Source organism: Luteibacter sp. 9135, from assembly GCF_000745005.1.
GTDB lineage: Bacteria > Pseudomonadota > Gammaproteobacteria > Xanthomonadales > Rhodanobacteraceae > Luteibacter.
Genome location: NZ_JQNB01000001.1, coordinates 2,413,945 through 2,438,531, shown reverse-complemented (window position 1 = coordinate 2,438,531; position 24,587 = coordinate 2,413,945). Strand labels below are relative to the sequence as shown.

Sequence of the window (24,587 nt, the reverse complement as noted above, 5' to 3'; positions counted from 1 at the left end):
TGGCTGGGGAGCTGCGAGACGCGTTGCGTCGACGCTCCGTCCCAATCAAGGCTGGTGGCCTTCAATCGTCGTCGGCGTCTTCCGCATCGGCGTGAGTTAGACCCCGTACTGTGGCGGCGGCGAAGCCGCGACGCAAGAGGAATTGCGCCCGTCGGGCCCGTTCAGCCGGGTCGGCCGATGGCCCGCCATAGCGCCGACGAAGCTGACTGGCGGCCAGATCGTGCCAATCGATCTCGGTGTTTTCCATCAACTCGCGGATGGTGGCGTCGCTGACGCCCTGGCTGCGCAGTTCCGCACGGATGCGGGCCGGCCCGTAGCCCTGCCCTGCCCGGCTGCGAAACAGCGAGGCCGCGAAACGGTCGTCGTCCTGATAGCCCTGGTCGCCCAGCCGCTCCAGGGCGACGGCGGACTCGTCACGCGCAAAACCGCCGCGCTCGAGCTTCTGCTTGAGTTCGCGGCGGGAATGCTCGCGCCGGGCCAGCAGGCCCAGCGCCTTGTCGTACGCGGTGCGGGTGGGGCGAGCGGCCTTGCCGTCGCCCTGCCCGGTGCCCTTATCAGACTTCCTCAAGCTCGTCGGCCTCGGTGGAGGCTTCGGACTTGGGACCCGCCTTGACCAGCAGGCGGGCGCGCAGCTCGGTATCGACCTCGTTGGCGATGCCCGGGTTGTCACGCAGGAACTGACGGACGTTTTCCTTGCCCTGGCCGATGCGGTCGCCCTTGTAGCTGTACCAGGCGCCGGATTTGTCGATCAGGTTCTCGCGCACGCCCAGTTCGATGATCTCGCCTTCGCGCGAGGTGCCCTCGCCGTAGAGAATCTCGAACTCGGCCTGACGGAACGGCGGCGCGACCTTGTTCTTGACGACCTTGACGCGGGTCTCCGAACCGATGACCTCGTCGCCCTTCTTCACCGCGCCAATGCGGCGGATATCCAGGCGGACCGAGGCGTAAAACTTCAGCGCGTTACCGCCGGTGGTGGTTTCCGGGCTGCCGAACATGACGCCGATCTTCATGCGGATCTGGTTGATGAAGATGACCAGGCAGTTGGTCTTCTTGATGTTGGCCGTGAGCTTGCGCAGGGCCTGGCTCATCAAGCGGGCGTGCAGGCCGACGTGGGAGTCGCCCATCTCGCCTTCGATTTCCGCCTTGGGGGTCAGCGCGGCCACCGAGTCGATCACCACCATGTCCACGGCGCCCGAGCGCACCAGCATGTCGGCGATCTCGAGGGCCTGCTCGCCGGTGTCCGGCTGGCTGACCAGGAGGTCGGCGACGTTGACGCCCAGTTTCTCGGCGTAGCTCGGGTCGAGCGCGTGCTCGGCGTCGACGAATGCCGCCGTGCCGCCCGCGCGCTGGCACGAGGCAATGGCCTGCAGGGTCAGCGTGGTCTTGCCCGAGGATTCCGGGCCGTAGATCTCGACCACGCGGCCGCGCGGCAGGCCGCCGATGCCCAGGGCGATATCCAGGCCCAGCGAGCCGGTGGACACCGTGTCGATGTTGTCGTCGACGCGGTCGCCAAGACGCATGACCGCACCCTTGCCGAACTGCTTTTCGATCTGGCCGAGGGCACTCGCCAGCGCCTTGCGCTTATTGTCGTCCATCGTCATATCCGGTCTCTTGTGTAGGTAGGTATCTTGACGGACCGTCGTCTCAGGGACTGCGATCCGCAATCCCCAAGTTTGCCATAGCCCGGGGCGTTCAGCCCTTCAGTTCGGTAGCCATTCCAACAAGTGCGGCCGCTACCGTCTGCCGCCGGACAGCCTCGCGGTCGCCGTCGAAATGGTGAAGGCTGGCGTGGGCGTAGCCCCCGCGCCGCTTCCATCCGATCCACACGGTGCCGACAGGCTTGTCCGGAGTGCCGCCGGACGGGCCCGCGATACCGGTGACCGCCACGGCGATGCCCGCGCCGTAGCGCGCCAGGGCGCCCGAGACCATTTCCAGCACCGTCTCCTCGCTGACCGCACCCGTGCGCTCCAGGGTGCGCGGGTTGACCCCGAGCAGCGACTCCTTGGCGCTATAGCTATAGGTGACCACGCCCGCCTCGAACCAGGCCGAACTCCCGGCCAGGTCCGTCAGGGTCTTGGCGATCCACCCACCCGTGCACGATTCGGCCGTGGCCACCATGACGCGCCGCTCCTGGGCAGCAGCGGCGACGGCCTGGGCTAGCACCATGAGGTCATCGTCGGTGGGCATGTTCTGTGTGGCCATACCTGGGCTACCTGTCGATAAAGGCCAAGGTTCTAACCCGGATCGTGCAGGCGTGTCGATGCAACGCCCACCACATGCTGACGATTTTTCAGAAAAGTTCTATGCCGAACGCATTGTCGCGGCCACGACGCACGGCTACGATGGCAACCCATTAGTGACGTAGCACGTCACACCTACATTGCCATTCAAGAACGGGGCGTCGTGCCAGCGGTTGCGGCACAGCGCCCCTGCACTCCCCCTCGATGTCGATCCGATGGTGCGCTCCGGCGCGCCCTGGAAAGGAGTACGCCCCATGGAAAGGACCGGTCAGCCATCCCGCATCTCCCGCGGTGTGACGGCAACCGTGTATTGCCGTTCGATCTTGCTCGGTGCGATGGCGGCGTTACTCTTCGCGCCACCTTTGCCCGCCGTGGCTGCGGTGGAGGCCATGCCTGCGGTGCCAGACGAGGTCCGTGCAGTCCTCGCCCCGGACGACCTTGTCCTCGCTTATGAAAAGGCGGATGCCACGGGCGATGGCGCCATGGACCTCGTTATCGCCGTGTACCGCGGCGCCCGGTTCACGGAACAACCCGACACCTCCGCCGATAACGCGTGCGAACTGCTCGTCTTCACGGGTTCGAGCACCGGCACCGGCACTGGCGCACAAAGCGCGTGGAAGGAGGCCGAGCGCAGCCGCGAGGCGATCGACTGCGTCGACAACCCTGTCATGGATCGCCCGAGGGAAATGGCCTATCACGACAACCTGCTGGTCAAGCCGGGCGCGATCACCTGGAGCAACCAGGGCGTACGGCGCCACACGACCTTTGCCTTTGTCCATCACCGTGCCGACGGCCACTGGTACGTCAGCTCCATGAGCCAAGGCTATGTACTGACTAACGCCGGGTCCAACAGTGATGTCGTCATGGCGTACGGCGAAATCGCTTCCCCGCGCGACTTCCCGCTTACCCCCATGAGCGAGTTGAAGGCGGCGCCGCTGCAGCGCCTGCTGGACACGCGCACCTCGACGGACGACTGACCCGGCTATGCGCACGCCTCGATTCAATCCGCATTCCGCGCAGCTGCTGAAGCGCGCCATCGACAGCGGCATTACCTCGCCCGCGGAGCTGTCCAACCTCATGGGCCAGACCGCCGTGGAATCCGCCGGGTTCACCCGCACCCACGAGGATTTCCGTTATCGCAGCGCCGACCGCGCGCTGAGCGTGGTGGGACAGCTTCGCCAGCGCCACACTCGTGACGAAGTGGCCGCCGTGCTCGCCGCGCGCGACCCGGAAGCGACCGCCAACCTCTTCTACGACGGGCGTACCGACCTGGGTAACACGACGCCGGGCGATGGCTGGCGTTTCCATGGACGCGGCGTGATCCAACTGACCGGTCGGGCCAACTACGAAACCTACGGGCGCCTGGTCGGAGTCGACCTGATCGAACACCCCGAGCGCGCCGCCGACCCCGAGGTCTCGGCCGATGTCGCCGTCGCCTACTGGCAGCAGCGGCTGAAACACGTCGACCGGACCGATGTCGAAGCGGTAACGCGCCGGATCAACGGCGGTACCAATGGCTACGACGAGCGGGTGGACGCTGTGGCAGGCTGGGCGGCAGTCATTACCCCGGAACTGGTCGAGGGGCTTCGCCAGCAGACTCTCACTCCCGATGACCTGCTGGGACTTGAGCCGTTACAGGCCTCGCAACCCGCAGGCGCGCTCACGGCCGCGACGCTCCGGGCCGGAGCGCACGGCGCCGATGTTCGCCACCTGCAGGAACAACTGCACGACCTCGGCTACGACGTGCGTATCGATGGCGATTTCGGCCATGCCACGCGCCATGCGGTGATGGACTTCCAACATAACCACGACCTGGCCGCGGATGGCGTACCCGGCCCACGGACGCTGGATGTCGCAGACATCGCGCATCGGCATCTGAAGGAAAACCGGGGGCCTTACGCCGATGACAGGGTCGCCGGTCGGACGGAAGCCGCTTCGAAGGAGCCTTCGATTCACGACATGTTCGAGGCGCTGTGCCAGGCGGGACACGATCGCGACGTCGACGCCCTCTGCCGGGTCGGTCAGATCTATGCGAACACGCCGGGCGGAAGTGAGTTCCTGAGGGATGGCGAACACGCCCGGCAGCAGGCGGCAGAGGACGCGCTGGCGGCGCAACAGGCACAGCAAGCCCAGCTACAGCAACAGGAAATCATGGCCGCGCCGCAACGAAGCGGTCCGGTGCTGTCGCTTTGAGACGAGGAATGGAAGGACACATGGATCGAACGGACGTCGAAGAACTCGCGGTGAAACTGGGCATGCTGGCCGCGGGGTTGAAAGACCTCGGCGAGCGACTGACCCGCCAGACCGAACGGTCGCAAACGGAGCTGGCGCGCACGGCAAACGCCCTGGCCAGCACTGCGGAAGCCAGCGCACGACAGGCCACGAGCGACCTGATGTCCCATGCGGGCAAGGCGATCCTGGCAAGCACACAAGCCGTGACGGCCGACCTCGAGCACGTGATCGTGGACGCGTCGTCGACGGTGACACGAGCAAGTACGGGCCTGGAGGAGAAGATCCATGCGCTCAAGCGGCTGCACGCCCTCAGTGTCTGGAAAGCGCTGTTGGCCACGGGAGGCGCCCTGTTGGCCATCGCTGCCGCCACATGCACCATCGGCTGGAGCACTTATACCTACAGAGAAGACACTGCCTGGGCAGGTGAACTGCATGAGGCCCGGATACGTGGGAGTTTGCGCCCCTGTCCCGAGGGAGGCGTGTGCGTGTATGTCAACAAACGCTGGCATCGCCTGGCTCGTTGAGCGCACGGGCACGCCCGGAGAACTTGCGCGGGCCCAACTGACCCAAAAGCATGGGCGTGGACGACTGCTCTCTCGCCGATGCCTCGGTCAGTATGTCGTCTCTCAGGCCGGCCCAGTTCCACAGCGCCGCTAATGGCATGTAGCAAACCTGACATATACCCGTGACACCGTTACGAGCAAGGGATCCAGATATGCGCAAAAAGACCATTTCACGGAATGTAGACATTTCGCCATGTCTCTTACACCAGCCTGACGAACGTGATCCACGTCACCTTCGGGCTGTGTAATTCACGTTACAGCCGGAATTTGTGTGATATCGGCCGCAGAAACGCGTATACAGACCCCTAGTCAGCGCGCGGATATTGCTTTATCTTAACAACGTGGACTAGCTCCATTCAGGGTGGGGGAAACCTCAAGGCTCCAACGCGGCAACCGCAAGTGGCGATTCATCACATCGCTCCGGGAACCCGTTTGGCCGGTCATTAGCGGTTACGTAGTGCAACGGCGCGCCAGCGCTCGATACAGGATGTTTTATGGACGATTTGCATCACGCTCGTGGCCGTTGGGCCCAAGGTTTCAGCTGTTCAAGGGGAGTGTTTGCCATGAACGCGCGTCGCGTCGTGGCGAATCGACCGAACCAGACCCGGCCAGGCGCCGGACATCTGGCTGGGTCGTCAGTTTCGTAGCGATGTAAACGATTTCTCGACCCCGCGTCCCGGCCAAGCCGACGACGAGGGCCGCTGATGTTTTCTTTGCCTTAGATGACTTACGAGCCACGCGTGAAAAAAATCCTCAACCCCGCTTGCACCCTTCTCCTCGCCTCGGGCCTCGCCCTGGTGCTGACCGCGTGCGGCACGCCTTCCGCCAAGGACTTCGGCGGCCGCTGGAAGCCGGTCAACAAATACGACGACAAGGTGGTCGAGATCCCGCTCGCCGTGCCGTACACCTACTATGCGGCGCCGATGGATGGCACGTTGAAGACGATGCTCACGCGGTGGACGAAGGACACCGGCATGAAGCTGGCCTACCGGCTCAGGTCGGATTTCAGCCTGACCCGTGCCACCTCGGGCATCCATACGACGGAACTGCGCGATGCCACCACGCAGCTGAGCACCATTTACGGCGCACAAGGCGTAGCCGTTACCGTCAATGGTCCTGAACTGGTCGTCGAGGAAGTCAGCGCAAGCGTGGCGCCCGCGGCCGCGCCGCCTGCCCAAGCGCATGCAAAGCCTTCCCCCACGCCTGCCGTCTCTCCCGCGAACGACGCAAACGTCGGCGCGAGCGCGAACGCCAAGTAAGCGACGACGACGAGACAGGCCTACCGATGCTAAAGAAGAAAAATTCGCCGAAGATCGACCAGGCCGTTGCGCAGGGTGTGAACTTCGAGGTTACCGTCGCGGATATTGCAAAGCGCAGCGAGAAGCGTGCGTGGGCAGTGGCCATGTGCTCGTTGGCCATGTCGCTTATCCTGGCCGGCGGCTATTTCTACATGCTGCCGCTGAAAGAGAAGGTGCCCTACCTGATCCTTGCGGACGCCTACTCCGGTACCAGTTCACTGTCGCGCCTCACCGATGATGTGGTCAATCGTCAGATCACTGCTAGTGAGGCCGTGAATCGCAGCAACGTGGCTCACTTCATCCTGGCACGTGAGTCGTACGATCTGGCACTGACCAACCTTCGCGACTGGCCGACCGTGCTTACGATGGCATCGCCCGATGTCGCGCAGGCCTATATGAATTTGCATGCTCAGAATAACGAGCAGGCCCCATACAAGGTTTACGGCAAGGTTCGCGCCATTCGGGTAAAGATCCTGAGCATCGTGCTTATTGGTGGAGAGAACGGCCAGACGCCCAAGGGCGCAACCGTACGCTTCCAACGCAGCATCTACGACAAGACCAGCGGTTCGACGTATCCGCTGGACAACAAGATCGCCACGATGGAGTTCTCGTACAAGCCGAATCTCCGCATGAGCGATCAGAACCGCATCGAGAATCCGCTCGGTTTCCAGGTAGGCAGCTATCGCGTGGACAACGATTACGGCTCGCCGCCCCCAGCGGAGTCGGTTGATCCGAACGCCGCCGTTCCTCCGGCGACCGCCGCGGGCACACCGGCGGGTATCCCCGCGGCGGCAACACCCGGTGGTATACCCGCTCAACAGCAGATGGCCCCTACGACCGGCTATGGCCCTCAGGGCACCATGCAGATGGCTCCCGGCCAGCCGCCTCAAGCACAGGCCATTCCATTGCAGCAGGGCCAGATTCCACCCTCCCCGATTCCTTCCGAGGCGGGCTACGCCGCGCAGCCGCAGGCTGCCGGTGCGACCGCTACGTACCCGCAGGCGCCCGCGCCGGCGGCTCGTCCCACGACCCGCGCCGCCAATGGAGGGCGCCGTTAAATGAAGCGTTACATCAAGCTGACTCTAGCCTCCAGCGTGGCCCTTTTGGTCACGGGTGCCCTGTCCGTGGCGCAGGCGGAAACCACTTCCATCACGCCGGCACCGTCGACGACGGGAAGCGCGATTGCCGTCCAGCCCTACGAATACCAGCCCGACCGGATCTACACGATCCGCACGGGCCTTGGTATCACGACGCAGATCGAGCTGAGCCCCAACGAAAAGATTCTCGACTACAGCACGGGCTTCAGCAGCGGTTGGGACCTGACGCGTCGTGACAACGTCTTCTACGTCAAGCCGAAGAACGTCGACGTCGACACCAACATGATGATCCGCACGGCCACTCACTCCTACATTCTGGAGTTAAAGGTCGTGGCTACGGATTGGAAAACACTGGACCAGGCTCGTCGAGCAGGCGTCCAATACAAGGTCACTTTCACCTATCCAGCGGACACGAGCTTCATGTCCGAGTCGAAGAAGGTGGAAGAAACGCCGGAGCTGGACACCGACCTCGTCAAAGGGCGCGATTACAACTTCAATTACGACTTCTCCAAGTCGCGCAAGACGGCGCCCTGGCTGGTGCCGATCAATGTCTATGACGACGGCAGGTTCACCTACATAAAAATGCCGGACCTCAAGCAATTTCCGACCGGCAACTTTCCGACGGTCTACATGCGCGAAAAGGAACACGGAGAGGACTCGGTAGTGAACACCACCGTGGAGGGCAACACCATCGTCGTCCACGGCACGTACAACTACCTGGTTATTCGTCACGACAATAATGTCGTGGGCCTGCGAAGGAACACAAAGAAGTGAGCCCGAACAATCCCTATCAGCCGGACGACGAGTCCAACAACGGCGCCAATCAAGTTCCTCCGCAAGGCGAGCCGCGTCCCGCCGAGCGTGAGCCACTGACCGGCAATCCTTACGCCAATCAGCAGCGCCAAGCATCGCAGCCGGATCTGGACAGCTCGGCTCCGCAGCTGACGACCAACGACATGCGCCGGATGAATCGCAGTGCCCTGGGTCTCCTTGCAGGCATCGTGCTGCTGCTCGTAGTCGTTGCCTTTTGGTTGTTCCATAGTTCAGGCTCGAACGACAGACCGTCGAACAAGCCGCGCGAAGAAACGGTTACCGTGCCCGATGCACCGACGGGTCCGTTCACGCCGCCAACGCCGACTACGGACGCGCAGGCGATCACGCTTGCTCCCCAGTTGCCTCCCCCGACGCCTGCGGCACCGCCCATCCCGATGCAGCAAATGCCCAGCGCGCCGCACATCCCGACGCTTTTGGAGCGACGCATTGCCGCGGCAAATGCTGGAGGTGGCGTCCAGAGCCCGACCGATGCGGCCATTCAGGCCGGCTTCTCCCCTGCATCCTCCGCTGCAGGTGGAATGGGTGGTCCGGGCGGCGCAGGCCCCGGGGGTTACCCCGGCATACCCGGCGTAGGTGCTCCGGCAAACCCGTTCGGCAATAGCGCCTATTCGTCGAGCAAGGAGTTGCCCGATGTGTCGAGCGCAACGCCGTTGCAGCATCCCGATACGCTCATGCTTCGGGGGACGTTTATTCGTTGCGTCCTCGAAACCCGCATCATCACCGACATTCCCGGGTTCACCTCGTGTGTCGTGACCGAGCCCGTCTACTCGTTCACCGGCAAGCGTCTGCTCCTGCCGAAGGGCTCGAAGGTCATGGGCAAGTACGAGATGGAACCGAATGGACCGCGTGTAGCGGTCATCTGGGACCGGATCGTCACTCCGACCGGTATCGACGTGAACATGGCCAGCCCGGGTATCGATACCCTGGGTGGCGCCGGACACCCCGGTTTCTACAATGCTCATTGGGGCAGCCGTATCGGCTCCGCCCTGCTGATCAGCCTGCTAAGCGATGCATTCAAATATGAGGCTGCCGAGCACGGCCCCCGCCAGACGTCGATCAGTAACGGCGTCGTCACCCAAAGCCCGTTCGAGAGCAATACGGCCGATACCGTTCAGCAGCTGGCTAACCAGGCCGTGCAGCGGCAGGCGAACCGTCCTGCCACGGTCACGATCAACCAGGGCACGGTGTTGGCCATCTACGTGGCCAAGGACGTCGATTTCACCGGCGTGGTCGCGAGGTACTGAGGCAGGTATGGACGACGGCGCACTGGCATCGGTGAGTAACGATTTCCTGGACTACCAGTACGAAGTACTGGGGGTGAAGGACTTCCTTGCCTCTTCCGATGTCACTGAAATCTGCATCAATCGCCCCGGCGAGCTCTACCTCGAACGTCGAGGAGGCTGGCAGCGGGTCGAGGTGCCGTCGCTCACCTTCGAGCGCGCCAGACAGTTCTGCACCGCGGTGGTCAACGAAAGCAACACGGGTCAGCGAATCACCGACACGGATCCCGTCGTGTCGCTGACCTTCCCGACCGGCCAGCGTGCACAGTTTGTCATCCCGCCCGCTTGTGAAGCCGGACGTGTATCGATAACGATCCGGTTGCCATCGAAGCAGACGCGTACGCTCGCGCAGTACAACGAAGACGGTTTCTTCGATGAGATACTCGAAGGAGCGAATTCGCTAAGCCAAGCAGACAAGGAGTTGCTTGAACTGCGTGCAGAGAGGCGTTATGCCGACTTCTTCCGGCACGCGGTGCTAAGCAAGAAAAACATCGTCGTGGCCGGTGCCACCGGCAGCGGCAAGACGACGTTCATGAAGTCGCTTGTGGGGCACATACCCGAAGAAGAGCGACTGGTGACGATCGAAGACGCGCGTGAGTTGTTCATCGACCAGCCCAACGTCGTTCACCTTCTTTATTCCAAGGGCGGACAGAGTGCGGCCAACGTGACAGCCAAGAGCTGCATGGAAGCCTGCCTGCGCATGAAGCCTGACAGAATTATCCTGGCCGAGTTGCGCGGCGACGAGTCGTTCTACTTCATCCGAAATTGCGCATCAGGCCACCCGGGATCGATCACAAGCTGCCATGCAGGCAGCGTTGAGCAGACCTGGGACCAGTTGGCCCTGATGGTAAAGGCCTCTACGGAAGGCGCCGGGCTGGAGTTCGCGACCATCAAACGATTGCTCATGCTTACGATCGACATCGTGGTTCATATCAAAGCACACGCCGGACGTCGCTATATCACCGGCATCGACTTCAACCCGGCTCGCGCACTGGGCGCGGACGGGGGGTAACGCTCACACACATCGGTCATCAGACAGGAGTTGTAGAGGTGGTACCAGGAATGGAAATGATGGGCTGTCAAAACCTTGCCGTACCGGCTGAGGTGATGCAGCACGTCGTCAACGTGGAGTCCAGTCGCAACCCGTACGCTATCGGCGTCGTGGGTGGACAGCTCGTGCGTCAGCCGCAAAACCTCCCGGAAGCGGTGGCAACCGTGCGCATGCTGGAAAAGAGCGGCTACAACTATTCGCTCGGCGTGGCACAGGTAAATCGCGCGAACCTCGGCAAGTACGGGCTGGACAGCTACGAAAAGGCCTTCGAATACTGCCCTAACCTGACCGCGGGTTCGCAGATCCTGGCCCAGTGCTACGCGAGCGCAGGCAAGGATTGGGGCAAGGCTTTCAGCTGCTACTACTCGGGAAATTTCACGACGGGTTATCAGGATGGCTACGTCCAGCGCATATTCGACTCCATGGCGAGGAGCGGCACTATCGCCGGGGTACAGGCGATTCCGCTTCAGGCAACGAAGACGCCCGTCAGGGTCGTCAGTGTGGGCAAGGATGTCACCGGCATCACCACGGATAGTTCCGCTTATCGCGTGGCCATGCGGCGTGTCGTCGACGCCGCAGCGGCGTCCCTGATCGGGCCGGCAGTTGCATCCGCTACAGGTACGGGTGGTGCATCTCCGCAACAGATGCTCGCGCAGGCCCAGTTGCCGACGTTGCCTGCCGGCGTCGTCGCCGTCACGAACCCCGCCCAGTCGGGTATGTCACAAGAGCAATCCGGCCGCATTCCCAGCGACCCGGCCACTTCCGCGGCTATGTCGCAGGTCGGCCCTCGGCTGCCGCAGGTCGACCTGACCAATACGCCCGGGCGCATTCGTACCGACGCGTCCACGGCCGCCGTCATGTCGCAGATCGGCATCTCGGCCAACGCAACCGGCAGCGGCCCTCAAGAGGCGCCCCCCGGTAATCAGGCGGGCGCCGATTCGGGCATTTTCGTCCCACAGGTCCATGGGCCTCATGACGCCACGCCCACTCAGGGCAGTGCAACATCCGCTGCACAGCCAGGGCCGCGTCAAGACCCTGCCGATCTACGAAATGGGGGGAGCGATGGCGCATTCGTTTTCTGATCATCAATCGAGCATTTGTGTAGTGGAGTACCTGCCCTGCTACGCAGGCCTTCGGGCCACCCCCGCCTCGACGACATACGTCGTAGGCACCCCTGGAAACCGGATGAGCACCGCAAATCCGTCCCTCGCCCGGCGGCTATCCGCCGTTAACGTCAGAACTGTAGAAAGGAACCACGAGATGGCCCTGCCCTCCCTGTCCAACATGTTTGCCAAGTCCAAAAACCCGGTGATGAACTTCGTCGGCACTGCAGCCCTCATGGCAGCCCTCATGATCCCGAGCCTCGCCTTCGCACAGATAGGCGACACGGGCACCAAGGTGTGCGGCTTCTTCCAGAACATCAACTCGCTGCTCAACGCCGCTTCCATCGTCGTCGTGACCATCGCCGTGATCTTTTCTGGCTACCAGATCGCCTTTGCGCATAAGCGCATTGCCGACGTTGCACCGGCCCTGATCGGCGGCGTGCTGATCGGCGCGGCAGCACAGGTGGCCAAGATGGTCGTCGGCGGTAACGGTAGCGGCAACGGCGCCACGGCTTGCACGCAGAGCAGCGGCGGCACCAGCTTCCTGATCGACGCCGTGAACACGGCGATGCACCTCATCCAGTTCCATGCATAAGAACGCGCTATTTCGTGGATGTACCCGGCCGCCCATGTTCATGGGCGTGCCTTATATCCCATTTTTCATGGGTGCGGGCACCGGGCTGTTGATGGCGATGTACTTCAACTTCTGGTATTTGCTGCTCATTCCTGTATCAGTTCTCGTGATGCGCCAGATGGCCCGTCGTGACGAAATGATCTTCCGGCTACTCGGGCTTCGCCTGAGATTCAAGACGCTGGTGAGGAATGTGCCAGAGCATGACGGGATGTGGGTGTTCACGCCTAACAACTACCGCGACGCCTCCAAGGAAAAAAAGCGTAAGTAAGGACAGCCGCCCTGGCACGTTTGTGCCAGGGCCTTCCCGTTCAACCGGTACCGATGACCATGTTCACTCCAGACGCTCCTATCTCCGCCCACATTACGTTGTCCGCTCATGTCTCACCATCTGTGGTGAAGACAACGGGAGGCGATTACCTGTTGTCCTGGCGCCTGGGCGGCCTTCCCTTCGTAGGCCGCGAAGAATGGGAACTGGAGCACAGGCACAACACCTTCAACCGGATGCTGCAGACGCTGCGCGCACCCGATTACACCAATGTCGCCTTTTGGGTACACGATATCCGTCGGCGTCGCGCCATACGGAACAAGTCGAAGTTCAGCCAGGAGTTCAACCAGACGCTTTCGGACGCCTACTACGAAGCGCTGTCCAGTCAGAAGCTCATGCAGAACGAGCTCTATTTGACCATGATGTATCGCCCTGTAGTGCGGGGCAAGGCTTTCGCTGAGAAGCACTCAGACGTCAGCCGACTGGAATCGGAGCAGGCGCAGGCAATTGCGCAGGTGCTGGAACTCGCCGGCAACGTCGAAGCTGTCCTGAAAGATTACGCGCCCGTCCGTCTCGGCATGTACGAAGCGTCGAACGGTGTGGTGTTCTCGGAAGTCCTCGAGCTCTTTGGCTTCATCCTCAATCGGATCGACGAGCCTGTTCCGGTTTTGAATGCGCCGGTTTACGACTTTCTTCCTGTGAGCCGCCAGCGATTCTCGGCCAAGACCGGTGACTTCGTACTAACCACACCCAACGGCGTGAATCACTTCGGTGCCATCCTGAATCTTAAAGAGTACGTTGATTCCACGTATCCCGGGATTCTCAACGGACTCAAGTTCCTCGACTTCGAATACGTCGTCACCCACTCTTTCACGCCCATGGGCCGCCAGGACGCGCTCAAGGCGCTGGACCGCACCAAAGGCATGATGGTGTCTTCGGGTGACAAAGCTGTGAGCCAGATCATCGAGCTGGACCACGCAATGGATCAGCTCGCATCCGGTAACTTCGTGCTCGGCGAGTATCATTTTACAATCGCGGTCTATGCGCCCAGCCAGGAAGCGCTATCGCAGCAGATCGCGTCCACTCGTGCGGAGTTGTCCAACGCCGGCTTTGTGACGGTCAAGGAAGACCTTGCCGTAACCTCCGCTTTTTATGCCCAGTTTCCCGGCAACTGGAAGTACCGCACGCGACTGGCTAACGTCAGCTCGCTGAACTTCCTTGGTTTGTCTCCCCTGCACAACTTCGCTACGGGCAAGAAGGACCAGAATCCCTGGGGTGATTGCGTCACTACACTGCAGACGACCAACGGGCAGCCGTACTACTTCAACTTCCACGCGACGCATCCGGCTGAGAATTCGCTGGGCGAGAAAGCCATTGCCAACACCATGGTGATCGGCAAGTCGGGTACCGGCAAGACCGCTCTCATCAACTTCTTGCTTAGCCAGGTCCAGAAGCTGGATCCATCGCCTACCATCTTCTTTTTCGACAAGGACCGCGGTGCCGAGATCTTTGTGCGCGCCTGTGGTGGAAACTACCTCGCGCTCGAAAACGGCAAGCCGACCGGCTTCAACCCGTTTCAGTGCGAACGAACGGAAGAGAATGTCCAGTTTCTCGGAAACCTGATCAAGGTTCTGGCCGGCAAGAGCATCTACAGCTCCCGTGAGGAAGAAGATATCTTCCGCGCGGTCGAGAGCATGCTCGATACGCCGATGCATCTACGCAGCATGACCAACTTTCAGAAGAGCCTGCCCAACCTGGGCGACGACGGTATCTTCATACGCATGCGTAAGTGGACGTCAGGGAACGCGCTTGGCTGGGTCTTCGACAATCCACGCGATACGGTGAACCTGTCCAAAGCGAACATTATCGGCTTCGACTATACCGACATCATCGACAATCCCGAAGTGCGTGTACCGGTGATCAACTACCTTCTGCACCGCTTGGAAGAACTGATCGACGGCCGACGCCTTATCTATGTCATGGACGAGTTCTGGAAAATCCTCGACGGCAAGGGCGGATTGAAGGAGTTCGCGAAGAACAAGCAGAAGACCATCCGTAAGCAGAACGGCATGGGTATTTTCGCCACGCAGAGCCCGGAAGACGCGCTTGCAAGCGACATCGCTTCGGCCTTGATCGAGCAGACTGCCACGATGATTCTTCTGCCAAACCCGAATGCGAGCCGAGAAGACTACGTTGATGGCCTCAAACTTACAGACGCTGAATATCAGGTCGTGGTGAGCTTGGACGAGCGCTCACGCTGCTTCCTTGTGAAACAGGGTCACGCCTCGGCGGTGTGCCAGCTGAACTTGCGAGGCATGGACGACGCACTAGCTGTCATATCGGCATCCACGGACAACATCGAGATCATGCACGAAGTCCTGCAGGTACGTGCAGAAGCGGAAGGCGTCCATACCGATGAACTTCGCCCCGAACAATGGCTTGAAACGTTCTACGAAAATCGTAAAGGCAGTGGGAAAGGTCCCTCGCGCCCGAGCCCTTCCAACAAATCGCAACGCGCGGCCTGACACGATGACCATGCTTCCGGAGATGCACATGGAAACCAAGACTTCCGAGAAACATCCTCTTCTGCGTCGCGCATCCAAGATTGCGCTGGCAGCTGCGTTGACGTTGGCCGCGGGGAGCTATACCCCACCGACACGAGCGCAGTGGATCGTGGAAGATCCTTTGCAGATCAGCAACTCTCTTATCGAGTACGGAAAGGACCTGGCCAGGTGGACCGAAACCGCCCAGCATTACGCGGCTACTGTTTCGTTTTGGCAGGAACAGCTTGTAAAGATTCAAAGCATGCAGTTCTCGCTTTTTCAGATACAACAACAGTTTCCGAAGTTGCCCGCCGATTACGGCGTTGCCGTAGAGTGTCCGGGCGCGTCTGCTTTCAGCGGCGACATAACGACCGCCCTCGCAAACTTCGCGTCGAGTCAGTTGACGGGCGGCGACGTGACCACGCAGCAGCGTGACGTGTGCGTACTCATGCAAATGACGCGGAACCAAAAGTACGAAGCGACCCGCCTATATCTCCAAAGGATCGGAGCTCAGGCGTCCGCCTTGCAACAGCTTGCCAATCTCCGCCTCACGGAAGTACTTCAATCTCCTGGCAAGCTGGCGTCGTACTCAGCCGACACCGGTAAGTACTCAGCCGACATGGTTCAAGCACGCGAGGCTTGGCAGTCTCATATGCAGGAACTGGATGCTCAGCTCGAAATGCTCGGACATAGGCAGCAGGTGCTTTCCCGTCAGGCTATTGACGGTTCTGGCTCCAACATCATCGGCAATCTAGTGAATATGGCCGCTTTAAAAGCTGCTTTTTCCATCAATTAACTGTTTTTTGTTCCGCGAGAGCGGACCGCCGTCCACGAAGGTCATCGCATTCATATTGCATGACACGGAATGAGTGACTCATGTCAGATATCGCCAGCTACGTCTACTTCCAGCTTGTCTACAACTACTTGCAGAAGAAGATAAATACCTTTGGAATGGAGCTCATGGGTCGCATGATGACCTGGGCAGCGGCGATCGCTTTGACGCTCGTCACTCTCTGGATACTCATACAGGGTTTCCGCATCATGACGGGGCGCTCGCGCGAACCGCTCATGGAAGTGGTCATCAATATGGGCCGAATCGTGGTCATCGTAGCGGCGGCGACCACGATGGCGGTGACGAGCACGGATCTGAACGACTTCCTTACCAAACAGATGGACCAGGAAGTTCACTACCTCTTTACCGGCAACAAGGACGAGACGACGTCCAGCGCGATCGACCAGAACTTGGCGTATACCCAGCTAGCCCTGGCATCTATCGATTCGGTGAAAGTACTCGACACCGATCAGGAGATGATCGGCAAAAAAGAACGTACTTCACTTCTGGCCACAATCGGCACCGCTAGTCCCCCCATGGCTGCTGGCGCCATGCTCCTGCTTTATCAGTTTGCTATGGCTCTGTTCATTGGACTTGGGCCACTGTTTATCCTGTGTCTCATATTCGACCAAACAAAGGACCTATTCCGTCGTTGGCTGATGTACGGCATTGGAACCATCTTTTCGATGGCGTTGCTTAGCGCGGTTGCCAGCATGGTTCTAGAATTGACCCTCAGGATAAGTGGTGCCATGTGGGGAGCCAAGATTGTGAACAATCTTTTGCATACCACCGCCGAGGGCCTCAGCAGCACGGCCATTCAGCAGGGTGGTATTGGGCTGCTTTTGAGCATGCTGATCATTTCCGTGCCGCCAATGGCTGCGATGTTTTTCCAGGGAACACTGGGGAGTGCGCTTACCTATTCAGTGTTTCAAGGCGCGAGGCCTGGTCCACAGGGACAGCCTATTGGAATGATTCCGGCGCAACATGCCACTGTCACGCATGCAAACCAAAATGCTCAAGTTGCTCAAGGCCAATTTGGCGGAAGGATTTCCGGCCAGAATACGGTAGCTCAACGAGATGAAGTCAAAGACGGAAGAACCACATGACAAAGACGTTACTTCTATTTGCCTTTTTAATGATTACCACAATCTCGACGTCAGCAGCGCGAGCTGAAGGTGGGTGTCCGCCTGGAGAATATCCCCAGGAAGGCAATGGATGGAGAACTTGCGTACCCATTCCTGGTGCTGAGCAAAACAGCACAGCTACAGCTAATTCTGGATATTGGACGGAGAGCTGGGGTGCTTTAGCGACTTACGTGCCGAAAGGGGTTATTGGAGTTGCGACAGGTCTCGGCAAGAGGCGGGATGCGGAACAAGCAGCCCTTTTGGATTGCAAAGAGAAGGCTGGCGCGACTTGTAAGCTGGAGGCATATTATCAAAACGCCTGTGTTGCATTGGCTGGAAGCGATACCGGATATGCGATTAATAGTAATGCCGATTCAAATGTAGCAAAGAGAAATGCTTTGGATACCTGCAGTAAAGCTGGATATCCTAACTGCCACATTTTTTACTCTTCGTGCAGCAAGTCTACTTTTGTCCACCCGTAATAGTGAGATGCCGTAAGACTTGCTGTCCTGGTCCGGACTAACGTTGGAGTGCGTTGTCCGGAGGGATATAGCTAACCGGATGGCTCATTTCATATGACTCGCTGAGTCCGGGCAATCATCTTTCGGAGTCCGTGTTAAGCGACATCAGCAGTATGCTTTCGAGCTGACATGCTAGAGCCCGTTTAGTATCAACCCGAAAGACGTGCAGCACTCAAGTTGGCCGAATAAAAAGTTATAGTTAATTTTAAATTAAGAATATATTGATCAAGGAAAGCAGATGAATAAAATCTTGCTAGCGGCTGTCCTGCTTGGCCTCAGTTCCGGCGCCGTCGCCAACGAGTTCATCCCGTACTACGGCAACAACCCATTCCTGTTTTGCACTTACGGTGTACCTGAAGATTGCTGGACGCCGACGCATAAAGAGTCAGGCCAGTATCGAGTCACCGACAGAAAATGCTTTAAGCCTTGGTCAGCCAGATTGTATTCGCGTGTTTGTAGGCAGGCTTTTCCGAATGGAGCAGTCGACAAATCTGCGCCGGGTGAAACATTGAACGGTACGGGCGGCTCATCGAGTGTGTACAACCCTACAGATCCTAACGCGACAGCGAATCAGCCAAAGCCGGCTATGCGCGCGGTCGCTCGCGATCCTGCCGATGCCAGCCCTTGATGAGGCGACTGGTCAAAAACCGGGAAGGAGCGGCAAGATGAAGATCGTTCATTGCTCGGTTCAGGCTCTTATCTTTGTTTGCCTTGGCGTAGCGTCGGCCTCCAACGCCCAAACCCACAACCCCTACGCCCGCCCTGCCCCCGCCCCGACTGCCGCAAAAACGGCCAAAGGACACGCCATGGACGACCTCACCGCGTTCGCCACCGATGGCGCCAAGGTGCTTGAGTCGGTCAAGGGCGACCTGACGGGCGCCGGCCACGCCGACGTGCTCCTGGTGCTCGATCCGCCCGCAAAAGGTGATGAGAAACTGGGCCAGGGCCCGAACCGCAACGTCGTGCTGCTGGTGCGCGACGACGCGGGTCAGCTGAACAAGGCAGCCGCAAACGCCCACATCATCCCTTGCGCCCTTTGCGGCGGCGTTTCTGGCGACCCGTATGCCTATTCAAGAATCGGCAAGGGCCAGTTCACCATCGTCGTCGGTGGCGGTAGCCGCGAACGCTGGACAGACGAGTACACCTTTATCTACGTCAGTGATAAAAAGAACTGGATCACCTCAGGCGTGACGCGAAAGGTAACCGACACGGACACCGGCAAGGAGAAACACCTCGACCTGACGAGTCGGGAGCTGGGCACGGTGCTTTTCAGTGATTTCGACCCCAGTCACCTGCCGGAACCGACACTACCCTGAAGTCAGACGACGAAGTACCCCGCCAGGACGGTGGGTAGGGCCAGCAGGAGGCAAAGCCGACCGGACATCAACCAGGAGTTACACGTGACGATTGATCGTTTCCCGCCGGCATGCTCCGGCAGCTGTTCCTCGTGCGCACCCATCCAAGCCGGCGCCTCTGCCCTTGGCAGGCAGCCCTTGCCGCGCTTCGCGTCCGCGACCCCGACTCGCCCATGCGCTGAGTCCAGCCCCCTATAACGCATTCGACAACGGCCTCCGCCAAGGACAGCGGATCAGACAGGCTTAAGGACGCATCAAGGCACGCGAGTCAACCAGGAGCTCCACATGGCGATTGATCGTGAAACCCAGGTGCTGAACGACGCGACTGCGGCGGGCATCACGCGACCGAGGGAGCTGGCCAACTTCATGGCCCAGGTCACTCATGAATCGAACGGGCTGAACCGGCTCGAAGAAAGCTTTCGCTACACGCGCAATATCTCGCAGATCCCGGTGCAGTCGGCCTGGCGCGAAGGTCCGGAGGCCCTGGACGCCGCACGCAAGCAGGCGTTGATGGGCAAGCCCGAGACGTTGGCCGAGCTGATGTACGGCGGCCGCAACGGCAACGACGAGCCGGGCGACGGCTGGAAGTACCACGGGCGCGGCTACATCCAGCTCACCGGCAAGGCGAATTACCGCGCAGCGGGCGAGGCGCTCGACCTGGATCTGGTCAAGCGTCCCGAACTCGCCGCCGATCCCCAGAATGCGTCGAAGATCGCCGTCTGGTACTGGGAGAACCGCGTTCCCGACAACGCGAAGGAAGACGTGCGCGCGGCGACCAAAGCCGTCAACGGTAAATACAACGGACTGGAAGATCGCGAGAACCGCTTCGAAGACTGGCAGCGCCGCCTGAATCCGGAGGTCATGCATCGTCTTGCCGAAGGTAACGTCGGACGCCCGCAACCGTCGCATCCGGCGGACGCCCCTGCCCCGTTGACCACGCTCACCCAGGGCGCAAAAGGCGAGGATGTCCGTCTCCTGCAAGGCAGCTTGGCGCGTCTGGGCTATACAGATGGACCGCACGGCGAACTGCATACGGATGGCGTCTTCGGTCCCGGTACACGCGCCGCATTGGAAGCCTTTCAACGCGATCACCACCTCGCGGCCGATGGCGTTGCCGGACCGAAGACCATGGAAGCCATCGCGCAGGCCAAGCATCAAGACGCGGTTCAGCGTACCGCTGCGGCCAGCCGCCTCGATAATCCAGCGCATCCTGACTATGCCCTCTTCGAACAATCCCGCACGGCCGTCCATGCACTGGATGCCCAATACAAACGCACGTCCGATGTGCAGAGCGACCAGCTTGCTGGTGCGGCAGCCGTCGAAGCGAAGCGCCAGGGCTTGACGAAGATCGATCACGTCGTGCTCAGCGACGATGGTAGCCGCGCCTATGCCGTACAGGGCGAGCTCAATTCACCGCTCAAACGCATGGCGGAAGTCGACACCGCAAAGGCCGTCAACACCCCGATCGAACAAAGCAGCGCGGACATCGCGAAGCTGTCCCAGACACCCGCCGCTACCGAGCATACCCGGCAGCCGGTACAGGAGGCCGCAACGCCTTCACCCGCCCCCGCGATGACGCCCAGGGAATAACGCCATGAGCAAAGACATCCTCGATGCCGCCGACGAGCACTTCTTCCACTCCGGGATGAAGTTCGAATACGGCCGCCCCGACTCGCAAAACAAGACCAACTCGGCACATGGCATGACCGACCGGAGCCGCACCGAGCAGGACCTGGATGGTGACGGCTACCGTGGCGTCGACTGTTCGTCCTTCGTCTGGCGCGGGATGAAGAACGCGGGCTACGACGTCGGCGACCAGCCGTTCAGCACACATGCGCTCTATAACGGCAATAAGACGACCGATTATGCGCAGAAGCACTTCGATGTCATTTCGAAGGCGGATGCATCAAAGCATCCCGGTGATCTCCAACCGGGCGACATCCTCATGCTGAAGAGCAAGACGGGGTCGAACCAGCATGTCGCCATCTTCAAGGGCTACGACGCGCACGGAAATATCGAGTTCATAGGCTCGCAGACGTCCACAGGCCCGGCAGCGGTCACGATGGACGCCCGGTCGTATTTCACCAAGAACATGGAAATCGTGGGCGCCCTGCGCGCGAAGCCCGAGTTCCGCACGCACGAGCCGGTCCATGGTCACGCCACGACGCCGACCGGGCAACACGCGGATACCACCGCGCATACGAAGGCCGAGCCGAAGCACGTCGAAGCGAAACCGACGGCGGCACATCCCGATACCCTTCGCAAGGGTGACGAAGGCGCGAAGGTCACCGCGCTCCAGGAATCGTTGATCCGCCTTGGCTACAGGGACGACAACGGCCATGCCCTGAACCCCGATGGCCGCTTCGGAGACCACACCAAGGCCGCCGTCGAGCGCTTCCAGCGCGATCATCGACTGGACCCGGATGGCGTCGTTGGCACGAAGACGATGGAAGCGCTCGACAAGCAGGCGCACACCGGCCCTCGCCTGGATTCACCGGCCAACCCGTACCACGCGATGTTCCGCCAAGCCCAGGACGGCGTGTTCCGCATCGATGCCGAGTACGGTCGCACGCCGGACATCCAGAGTCACCAGCTGGCCGGATCGGTGACGGCCGACGCCGTCAAGGGCGGCTTCAAGAGCATCGACCACGTCATGCTCAGCCCGGACGCCACCCGCACCTACGCCGTCCAAGGCGACCTCAATTCACCTTTCAAACAGATTGCCGAGGTCAACACGATGCAAGGCATGGCCACACCGCTGGAAAAGAGCAGCGAGGCCGTGCAGCAGCATGTCGCCGAGCAGGCCCGGAGCCAGCCGACGCAACAGCAGGCGCAGCAGCAACCCACGTCGCCGGCGGGGCTGTGATCATGAAGACCTCTGGACGGATGCTGGCAGCGACCTTTCTCCTGACTACCGCAACAGCGTCTGCCGCGCCCGGCGATGCCCGCGCCTTGCAGGCACTGCTTCAGGCATCGTCACCCGGGTCCGCCGTGACCTGCACCGGCGATAAGCATGGCAATACCGCCTGCACCATCGATAGCGTAGCGGTCGATGCCGGCGACGACTGCATATCGAATATGTCGTTCGGTGTCATCGGAGCCGATAAAGGCGCAACGCTCGGGGACAACTTCAAGGCGGCCGCCGCCAAGCCCGTCGCCCACGTGGGCGCAAACCAGCTGGTCTGTATCCAGGCCACGCAACGCAAGGACGGCGTGCTGGTCCGCGCCCTCGTCAAGGCGATCCCAACCCGCACCGTGAAGCTCTGCAAGGGCAACGAAATGTGCAAGGGTGCCGACGCAAAGGTCGAATGGATTCGCCCTGCCAGCGGCACCGCGTGCACGCTCAAGCCGGACGGTCACTACACGGGCGATTGCGCCACGGGGTGGGTCGATGGCAAGGAGATCGATGAATACTCCATGGGCCTGAAGCCCGAAGATAACGGAGGCTAAAGCTCCCTCTAATGATCGGTCATCGCTTCATTCGTTTTGCGCGATTCGTCCCTAGCGCACTTCTCCGGGCAACTCGTATAACGGTTGCCCGGAGAATCGTGCAGGTCGCCGTCCCCGGCCTGTTTCTCTTACTGACTGCATGTGGTGGAAACATGGAAGACCCAAGGATCGAACTGAATCCGCATCCGACGATGCGCTACACGATTACGGCGAGCATCGCCGATGCGCCAGGAGCGTTCGACACGATCGAGGCCGACGCGCAGTACCAGGTCACTAATAACGACTGCGCCCCCGAACAACCGATATCGGGCGCAAGAATCGTTCCTCGAAAGCGAGTAAGAATAGAGCTTCAACAAGCGGGAGACGGCGAATACCAAGGCGAGGTATACGTCGACCGAATGAAGGACCAGGACTATTACGCGCACGGCATTTGCCGGTGGTCACTCGTGGCGGTAAGCATTCGGGCACGCCACGGCAAGATGGAGTTCGACACGCCGCTCTTTATGCCGATATTCTTTGAAAAAGGTGGGATTACTCGCTACTTCTCCTATGACGCCTACAACGAAAGTGGGACGCGTCTTGCCATAACCGGCAACGAGAATCGCAATGCCTACGCCGACCCGTCGAAGACGTTCTCAGTGACATTGTCGGCACGGGAGGCTAGCCAGTGACCGAGAAGACAAGCGAATATGCTGCCATCGCTATGGACAGCTATACGATGTCGGTCGAAGGGGACAGCGTACGACTGAGCGGGCGCGACTATCAAATCGACCAGATCGCCATGGACGGGCTAACAGGCTTTTATGCTGCCGCCTATCGCGAAGTCGCCAGCGGCAGAACCATCATTGCGTATCGAGGCACCGATGACGTATCGGACGGGATAGTTGATCTGACCATGGCAGGTGCTCGACTCAATCTGCAGCAGATCGAATCGGAGATGTTCACACGGAGCGTGCTGAAGCACGTCCAGACACGGGCTGAGTTGAGCGGCACCTCGCCCGACATCACCGTCACCGGCCACTCCCTCGGCGGCGGCCTCGCCGAAGTCAACGCCGCGAAGTTCGGCCTCAAAGGCGAAACCTTCAACGCCTACGGCGCAGCCGGCCTGATACGCGGCACACCAGAGGGCGGCGACCAGGCCATCAACCACGTACGTGCGGGCGACCCGGTAAGTGCCGCCAATCGACACTTCGGCGAGGTGAAAATCTACGCAACCGCCGACGACATCACGACACTGAAGCATGCCGGCTACGACAGGCCGCACACCGGCCTGGGTGCGACGTTATCCGCCGTCAGCCCAAGCTCGCACTCCATGTCCAACTTCATTCCCAAAGGCGACGAGACACCGCTACTCGGTCCTGAAGCTGAAGCACGCTACCGCGCAAACAGCACCCTGGTCGATCGCTATCGATCCGACGTGCTCACGTCGCGCGAGATCGCCACGCAGGTCGCGACCGCGCCGTCTGTCGTGGCACCGGCCCTGGCCATCCGTGCCGGCCAGCTCTACGTCGACCGACTAGAGCACGACTGGAACGAACTCGTGGAGCGCAGCAAGCCCGTCGTGGAGGCCGCAGGACGCGGTGCCGTGGCTGCGGGGCATGCGATGGAAGTCGGCGCAGACCACGCACGCACCACCGCCATCACCGGCGCACGCACGCTCGGCCTCGTCCACGAGTCCGTCGCCAGCGGCGTCTGGGGGTCACCCACGCACTCCGCCGAACTGGAGCGCCTGCTGCACCCTCCCCGGCTCGACGAGCCCACGCACCCCGACAACCCGCTGTACAGACAAGCGCTACGCGGCGTCCACGCCATCGACGCCGATACCGGCCGCAAGCCCGACCACATGAGCGAGAACCTCGCTGCGGCCCTGGCCGTCGAGGCCCGAAAGCAAGGTCTCGCCCGTGTCGATCAGGTCACGATGAGCAACGACTTCAGTCGTGCCTATGCCGTGGAGGGCGACATGTACTCACCTTTCCGGAAGACGGCGCAGGTGCCCACGGAGATCGGTATCGCCACGTCCATCGAACGCAGCAGCAGCGCATGGCGTGAGCTCGAAGCGACCCAGGCCGTCTCGTCCGTCGTTGCCAGCCAGACAGCACAGCACGCGGTTACCACCGAAACCCCGCCCACCCATTCCGGCCCGTCGATGAGCCGATAGGAGCACG

The 24,587-nt window shown here is 60.8% G+C and carries 23 protein-coding genes and 2 pseudogenes; 22 read left to right on the top strand and 3 right to left on the bottom strand.

The genetic code is table 11. From position 1 onward, the window contains the following. Window positions 1-61 precede the first annotated feature (61 nt). From FA89_RS10470 to FA89_RS10460, 3 genes are all read right to left on the bottom strand, one after another. Window positions 62-568: a regulatory protein RecX gene (locus FA89_RS10470; RefSeq protein ID WP_036140567.1), complete on the bottom strand. Its 507-nt coding sequence runs from the start codon at window positions 566-568 to the stop codon at window positions 62-64. Then, a complete protein-coding gene (gene recA / locus FA89_RS10465) occupies window positions 555-1,595 on the bottom strand; it encodes a recombinase RecA (RefSeq protein WP_036140566.1) in 1,041 nt (346 codons plus the stop codon). Before recA ends, FA89_RS10470 begins: the two co-directional genes overlap by 14 nt. A 97-nt stretch (window positions 1,596-1,692) precedes the next feature. Further along, a complete protein-coding gene (locus FA89_RS10460) occupies window positions 1,693-2,202 on the bottom strand; it encodes a CinA family protein (protein WP_036140565.1) in 510 nt (169 codons plus the stop codon). 292 nt (window positions 2,203-2,494) lie between these two features. Here FA89_RS10460 and FA89_RS10455 point away from each other — a divergent pair, with 292 nt between their 5' ends. The 22 genes and pseudogenes from FA89_RS10455 to FA89_RS10355 all read left to right on the top strand — a co-directional run bounded on the left by FA89_RS10455 (window position 2,495) and on the right by FA89_RS10355 (window position 24,580). Next, window positions 2,495-3,217 carry a hypothetical protein gene (locus tag FA89_RS10455; protein ID WP_036140563.1) on the top strand — a complete coding sequence of 241 codons (723 nt, stop codon included), beginning with the start codon at window positions 2,495-2,497 and terminating at the stop codon, window positions 3,215-3,217. A gap of 100 nt (window positions 3,218-3,317) precedes the next feature. Continuing rightward, window positions 3,318-4,433 carry a peptidoglycan-binding protein gene (locus FA89_RS19230; protein WP_185754316.1) on the top strand — a complete coding sequence of 372 codons (1,116 nt, stop codon included), beginning with the start codon at window positions 3,318-3,320 and terminating at the stop codon, window positions 4,431-4,433. Between the two features lie 20 nt (window positions 4,434-4,453). Next, complete coding sequence (locus tag FA89_RS10445; RefSeq protein WP_036140562.1) at window positions 4,454-4,996, top strand: hypothetical protein; 543 nt, start codon at window positions 4,454-4,456, stop codon at window positions 4,994-4,996. Between the two features lie 761 nt (window positions 4,997-5,757). Further along, window positions 5,758-6,183: pseudogene (locus FA89_RS10440) on the top strand (hypothetical protein); the annotation flags it as partial. 137 nt (window positions 6,184-6,320) lie between these two features. Next, window positions 6,321-7,391 carry a virB8 family protein gene (locus tag FA89_RS10435; protein WP_081916464.1) on the top strand — a complete coding sequence of 357 codons (1,071 nt, stop codon included), beginning with the start codon at window positions 6,321-6,323 and terminating at the stop codon, window positions 7,389-7,391. Then, entirely contained in the window at window positions 7,392-8,204 is an 813-nt protein-coding gene (locus FA89_RS10430; RefSeq protein ID WP_081916462.1) for a TrbG/VirB9 family P-type conjugative transfer protein, read from the top strand. It begins immediately after the preceding gene. Beyond that, on the top strand, window positions 8,201-9,508 hold the full coding sequence (locus FA89_RS10425; RefSeq protein ID WP_081916460.1) for a TrbI/VirB10 family protein: 1,308 nt from the start codon (window positions 8,201-8,203) through the stop codon (window positions 9,506-9,508). The genes FA89_RS10430 and FA89_RS10425 overlap by 4 nt, the downstream gene beginning before the upstream one ends. A gap of 7 nt (window positions 9,509-9,515) precedes the next feature. Beyond that, window positions 9,516-10,556: a P-type DNA transfer ATPase VirB11 gene (virB11, locus tag FA89_RS10420; protein ID WP_036140561.1), complete on the top strand. Its 1,041-nt coding sequence runs from the start codon at window positions 9,516-9,518 to the stop codon at window positions 10,554-10,556. A 50-nt stretch (window positions 10,557-10,606) separates the two neighbouring features. Next, a pseudogene (locus FA89_RS20620) lies at window positions 10,607-11,062 on the top strand (lytic transglycosylase domain-containing protein); the annotation flags it as partial. Between the two features lie 871 nt (window positions 11,063-11,933). Further along, entirely contained in the window at window positions 11,934-12,293 is a 360-nt protein-coding gene (locus tag FA89_RS10410; RefSeq protein ID WP_240003965.1) for a TrbC/VirB2 family protein, read from the top strand. Then, window positions 12,286-12,600, top strand: a complete 315-nt coding sequence (locus FA89_RS10405) for a type IV secretion system protein VirB3 (protein WP_036140559.1) — start codon at window positions 12,286-12,288, stop codon at window positions 12,598-12,600. Before FA89_RS10410 ends, FA89_RS10405 begins: the two co-directional genes overlap by 8 nt. 59 nt (window positions 12,601-12,659) lie before the next feature. Beyond that, window positions 12,660-15,122, top strand: a complete 2,463-nt coding sequence (locus FA89_RS10400; protein ID WP_036144081.1) for a VirB4 family type IV secretion/conjugal transfer ATPase — start codon at window positions 12,660-12,662, stop codon at window positions 15,120-15,122. A gap of 28 nt (window positions 15,123-15,150) precedes the next feature. Next, window positions 15,151-15,936, top strand: coding sequence for a hypothetical protein (locus FA89_RS10395; protein ID WP_185754314.1), 786 nt, complete (start codon window positions 15,151-15,153; stop codon window positions 15,934-15,936). Window positions 15,937-16,016: 80 nt separating this feature from the next. Then, window positions 16,017-17,078 (top strand): type IV secretion system protein, encoded by a 1,062-nt coding sequence (locus FA89_RS10390; RefSeq protein ID WP_051938679.1) that lies wholly within the window; start codon window positions 16,017-16,019, stop codon window positions 17,076-17,078. Next, a complete protein-coding gene (locus tag FA89_RS19635; RefSeq protein ID WP_081916456.1) occupies window positions 17,075-17,578 on the top strand; it encodes a DUF4189 domain-containing protein in 504 nt (167 codons plus the stop codon). The genes FA89_RS10390 and FA89_RS19635 overlap by 4 nt, the downstream gene beginning before the upstream one ends. A 277-nt stretch (window positions 17,579-17,855) precedes the next feature. Beyond that, complete coding sequence (locus FA89_RS20170; RefSeq protein ID WP_185754313.1) at window positions 17,856-18,245, top strand: hypothetical protein; 390 nt, start codon at window positions 17,856-17,858, stop codon at window positions 18,243-18,245. 37 nt (window positions 18,246-18,282) lie between these two features. Beyond that, window positions 18,283-18,933 carry a hypothetical protein gene (locus FA89_RS10385; RefSeq protein WP_240003882.1) on the top strand — a complete coding sequence of 217 codons (651 nt, stop codon included), beginning with the start codon at window positions 18,283-18,285 and terminating at the stop codon, window positions 18,931-18,933. Window positions 18,934-19,257: 324 nt separating this feature from the next. Then, a complete protein-coding gene (locus FA89_RS19225; protein ID WP_051938678.1) occupies window positions 19,258-20,562 on the top strand; it encodes an XVIPCD domain-containing protein in 1,305 nt (434 codons plus the stop codon). Window positions 20,563-20,566: 4 nt separating this feature from the next. Next, window positions 20,567-21,838 (top strand): XVIPCD domain-containing protein, encoded by a 1,272-nt coding sequence (locus FA89_RS10370; RefSeq protein WP_051938677.1) that lies wholly within the window; start codon window positions 20,567-20,569, stop codon window positions 21,836-21,838. Next, window positions 21,835-22,422, top strand: coding sequence for a hypothetical protein (locus FA89_RS19220; protein ID WP_185754312.1), 588 nt, complete (start codon window positions 21,835-21,837; stop codon window positions 22,420-22,422). Before FA89_RS10370 ends, FA89_RS19220 begins: the two co-directional genes overlap by 4 nt. Before the next feature lie 98 nt (window positions 22,423-22,520). After that, window positions 22,521-23,093, top strand: a complete 573-nt coding sequence (locus tag FA89_RS19215) for a hypothetical protein (RefSeq protein WP_185754311.1) — start codon at window positions 22,521-22,523, stop codon at window positions 23,091-23,093. Next, window positions 23,090-24,580 carry an XVIPCD domain-containing protein gene (locus FA89_RS10355; RefSeq protein ID WP_036140554.1) on the top strand — a complete coding sequence of 497 codons (1,491 nt, stop codon included), beginning with the start codon at window positions 23,090-23,092 and terminating at the stop codon, window positions 24,578-24,580. The genes FA89_RS19215 and FA89_RS10355 overlap by 4 nt, the downstream gene beginning before the upstream one ends. Window positions 24,581-24,587: the final 7 nt, after the last annotated feature.

What these genes read in the sequence shown, in the direction of transcription:
- recA (WP_036140566.1), bottom strand. Translation starts at nt 1,595, where the DNA reads ATGGACGACAATAAGCGCAAGGCGCTGGCGAGTGCCCTCGGCCAGATC.
- FA89_RS10460 (WP_036140565.1), bottom strand. Translation starts at nt 2,202, where the DNA reads ATGGCCACACAGAACATGCCCACCGACGATGACCTCATGGTGCTAGCC.
- FA89_RS10455 (WP_036140563.1), top strand. Translation starts at nt 2,495, where the DNA reads ATGGAAAGGACCGGTCAGCCATCCCGCATCTCCCGCGGTGTGACGGCA.
- FA89_RS19230 (WP_185754316.1), top strand. Translation starts at nt 3,318, where the DNA reads ATGGGCCAGACCGCCGTGGAATCCGCCGGGTTCACCCGCACCCACGAG.
- FA89_RS10445 (WP_036140562.1), top strand. Translation starts at nt 4,454, where the DNA reads ATGGATCGAACGGACGTCGAAGAACTCGCGGTGAAACTGGGCATGCTG.
- FA89_RS10435 (WP_081916464.1), top strand. Translation starts at nt 6,321, where the DNA reads ATGCTAAAGAAGAAAAATTCGCCGAAGATCGACCAGGCCGTTGCGCAG.
- FA89_RS10430 (WP_081916462.1), top strand. Translation starts at nt 7,392, where the DNA reads ATGAAGCGTTACATCAAGCTGACTCTAGCCTCCAGCGTGGCCCTTTTG.
- virB11 (WP_036140561.1), top strand. Translation starts at nt 9,516, where the DNA reads ATGGACGACGGCGCACTGGCATCGGTGAGTAACGATTTCCTGGACTAC.
- FA89_RS10410 (WP_240003965.1), top strand. Translation starts at nt 11,934, where the DNA reads ATGGCAGCCCTCATGATCCCGAGCCTCGCCTTCGCACAGATAGGCGAC.
- FA89_RS10405 (WP_036140559.1), top strand. Translation starts at nt 12,286, where the DNA reads ATGCATAAGAACGCGCTATTTCGTGGATGTACCCGGCCGCCCATGTTC.
- FA89_RS10400 (WP_036144081.1), top strand. Translation starts at nt 12,660, where the DNA reads ATGTTCACTCCAGACGCTCCTATCTCCGCCCACATTACGTTGTCCGCT.
- FA89_RS10395 (WP_185754314.1), top strand. Translation starts at nt 15,151, where the DNA reads ATGGAAACCAAGACTTCCGAGAAACATCCTCTTCTGCGTCGCGCATCC.
- FA89_RS10390 (WP_051938679.1), top strand. Translation starts at nt 16,017, where the DNA reads ATGTCAGATATCGCCAGCTACGTCTACTTCCAGCTTGTCTACAACTAC.
- FA89_RS19635 (WP_081916456.1), top strand. Translation starts at nt 17,075, where the DNA reads ATGACAAAGACGTTACTTCTATTTGCCTTTTTAATGATTACCACAATC.
- FA89_RS20170 (WP_185754313.1), top strand. Translation starts at nt 17,856, where the DNA reads ATGAATAAAATCTTGCTAGCGGCTGTCCTGCTTGGCCTCAGTTCCGGC.
- FA89_RS10385 (WP_240003882.1), top strand. Translation starts at nt 18,283, where the DNA reads ATGAAGATCGTTCATTGCTCGGTTCAGGCTCTTATCTTTGTTTGCCTT.
- FA89_RS19225 (WP_051938678.1), top strand. Translation starts at nt 19,258, where the DNA reads ATGGCGATTGATCGTGAAACCCAGGTGCTGAACGACGCGACTGCGGCG.
- FA89_RS10370 (WP_051938677.1), top strand. Translation starts at nt 20,567, where the DNA reads ATGAGCAAAGACATCCTCGATGCCGCCGACGAGCACTTCTTCCACTCC.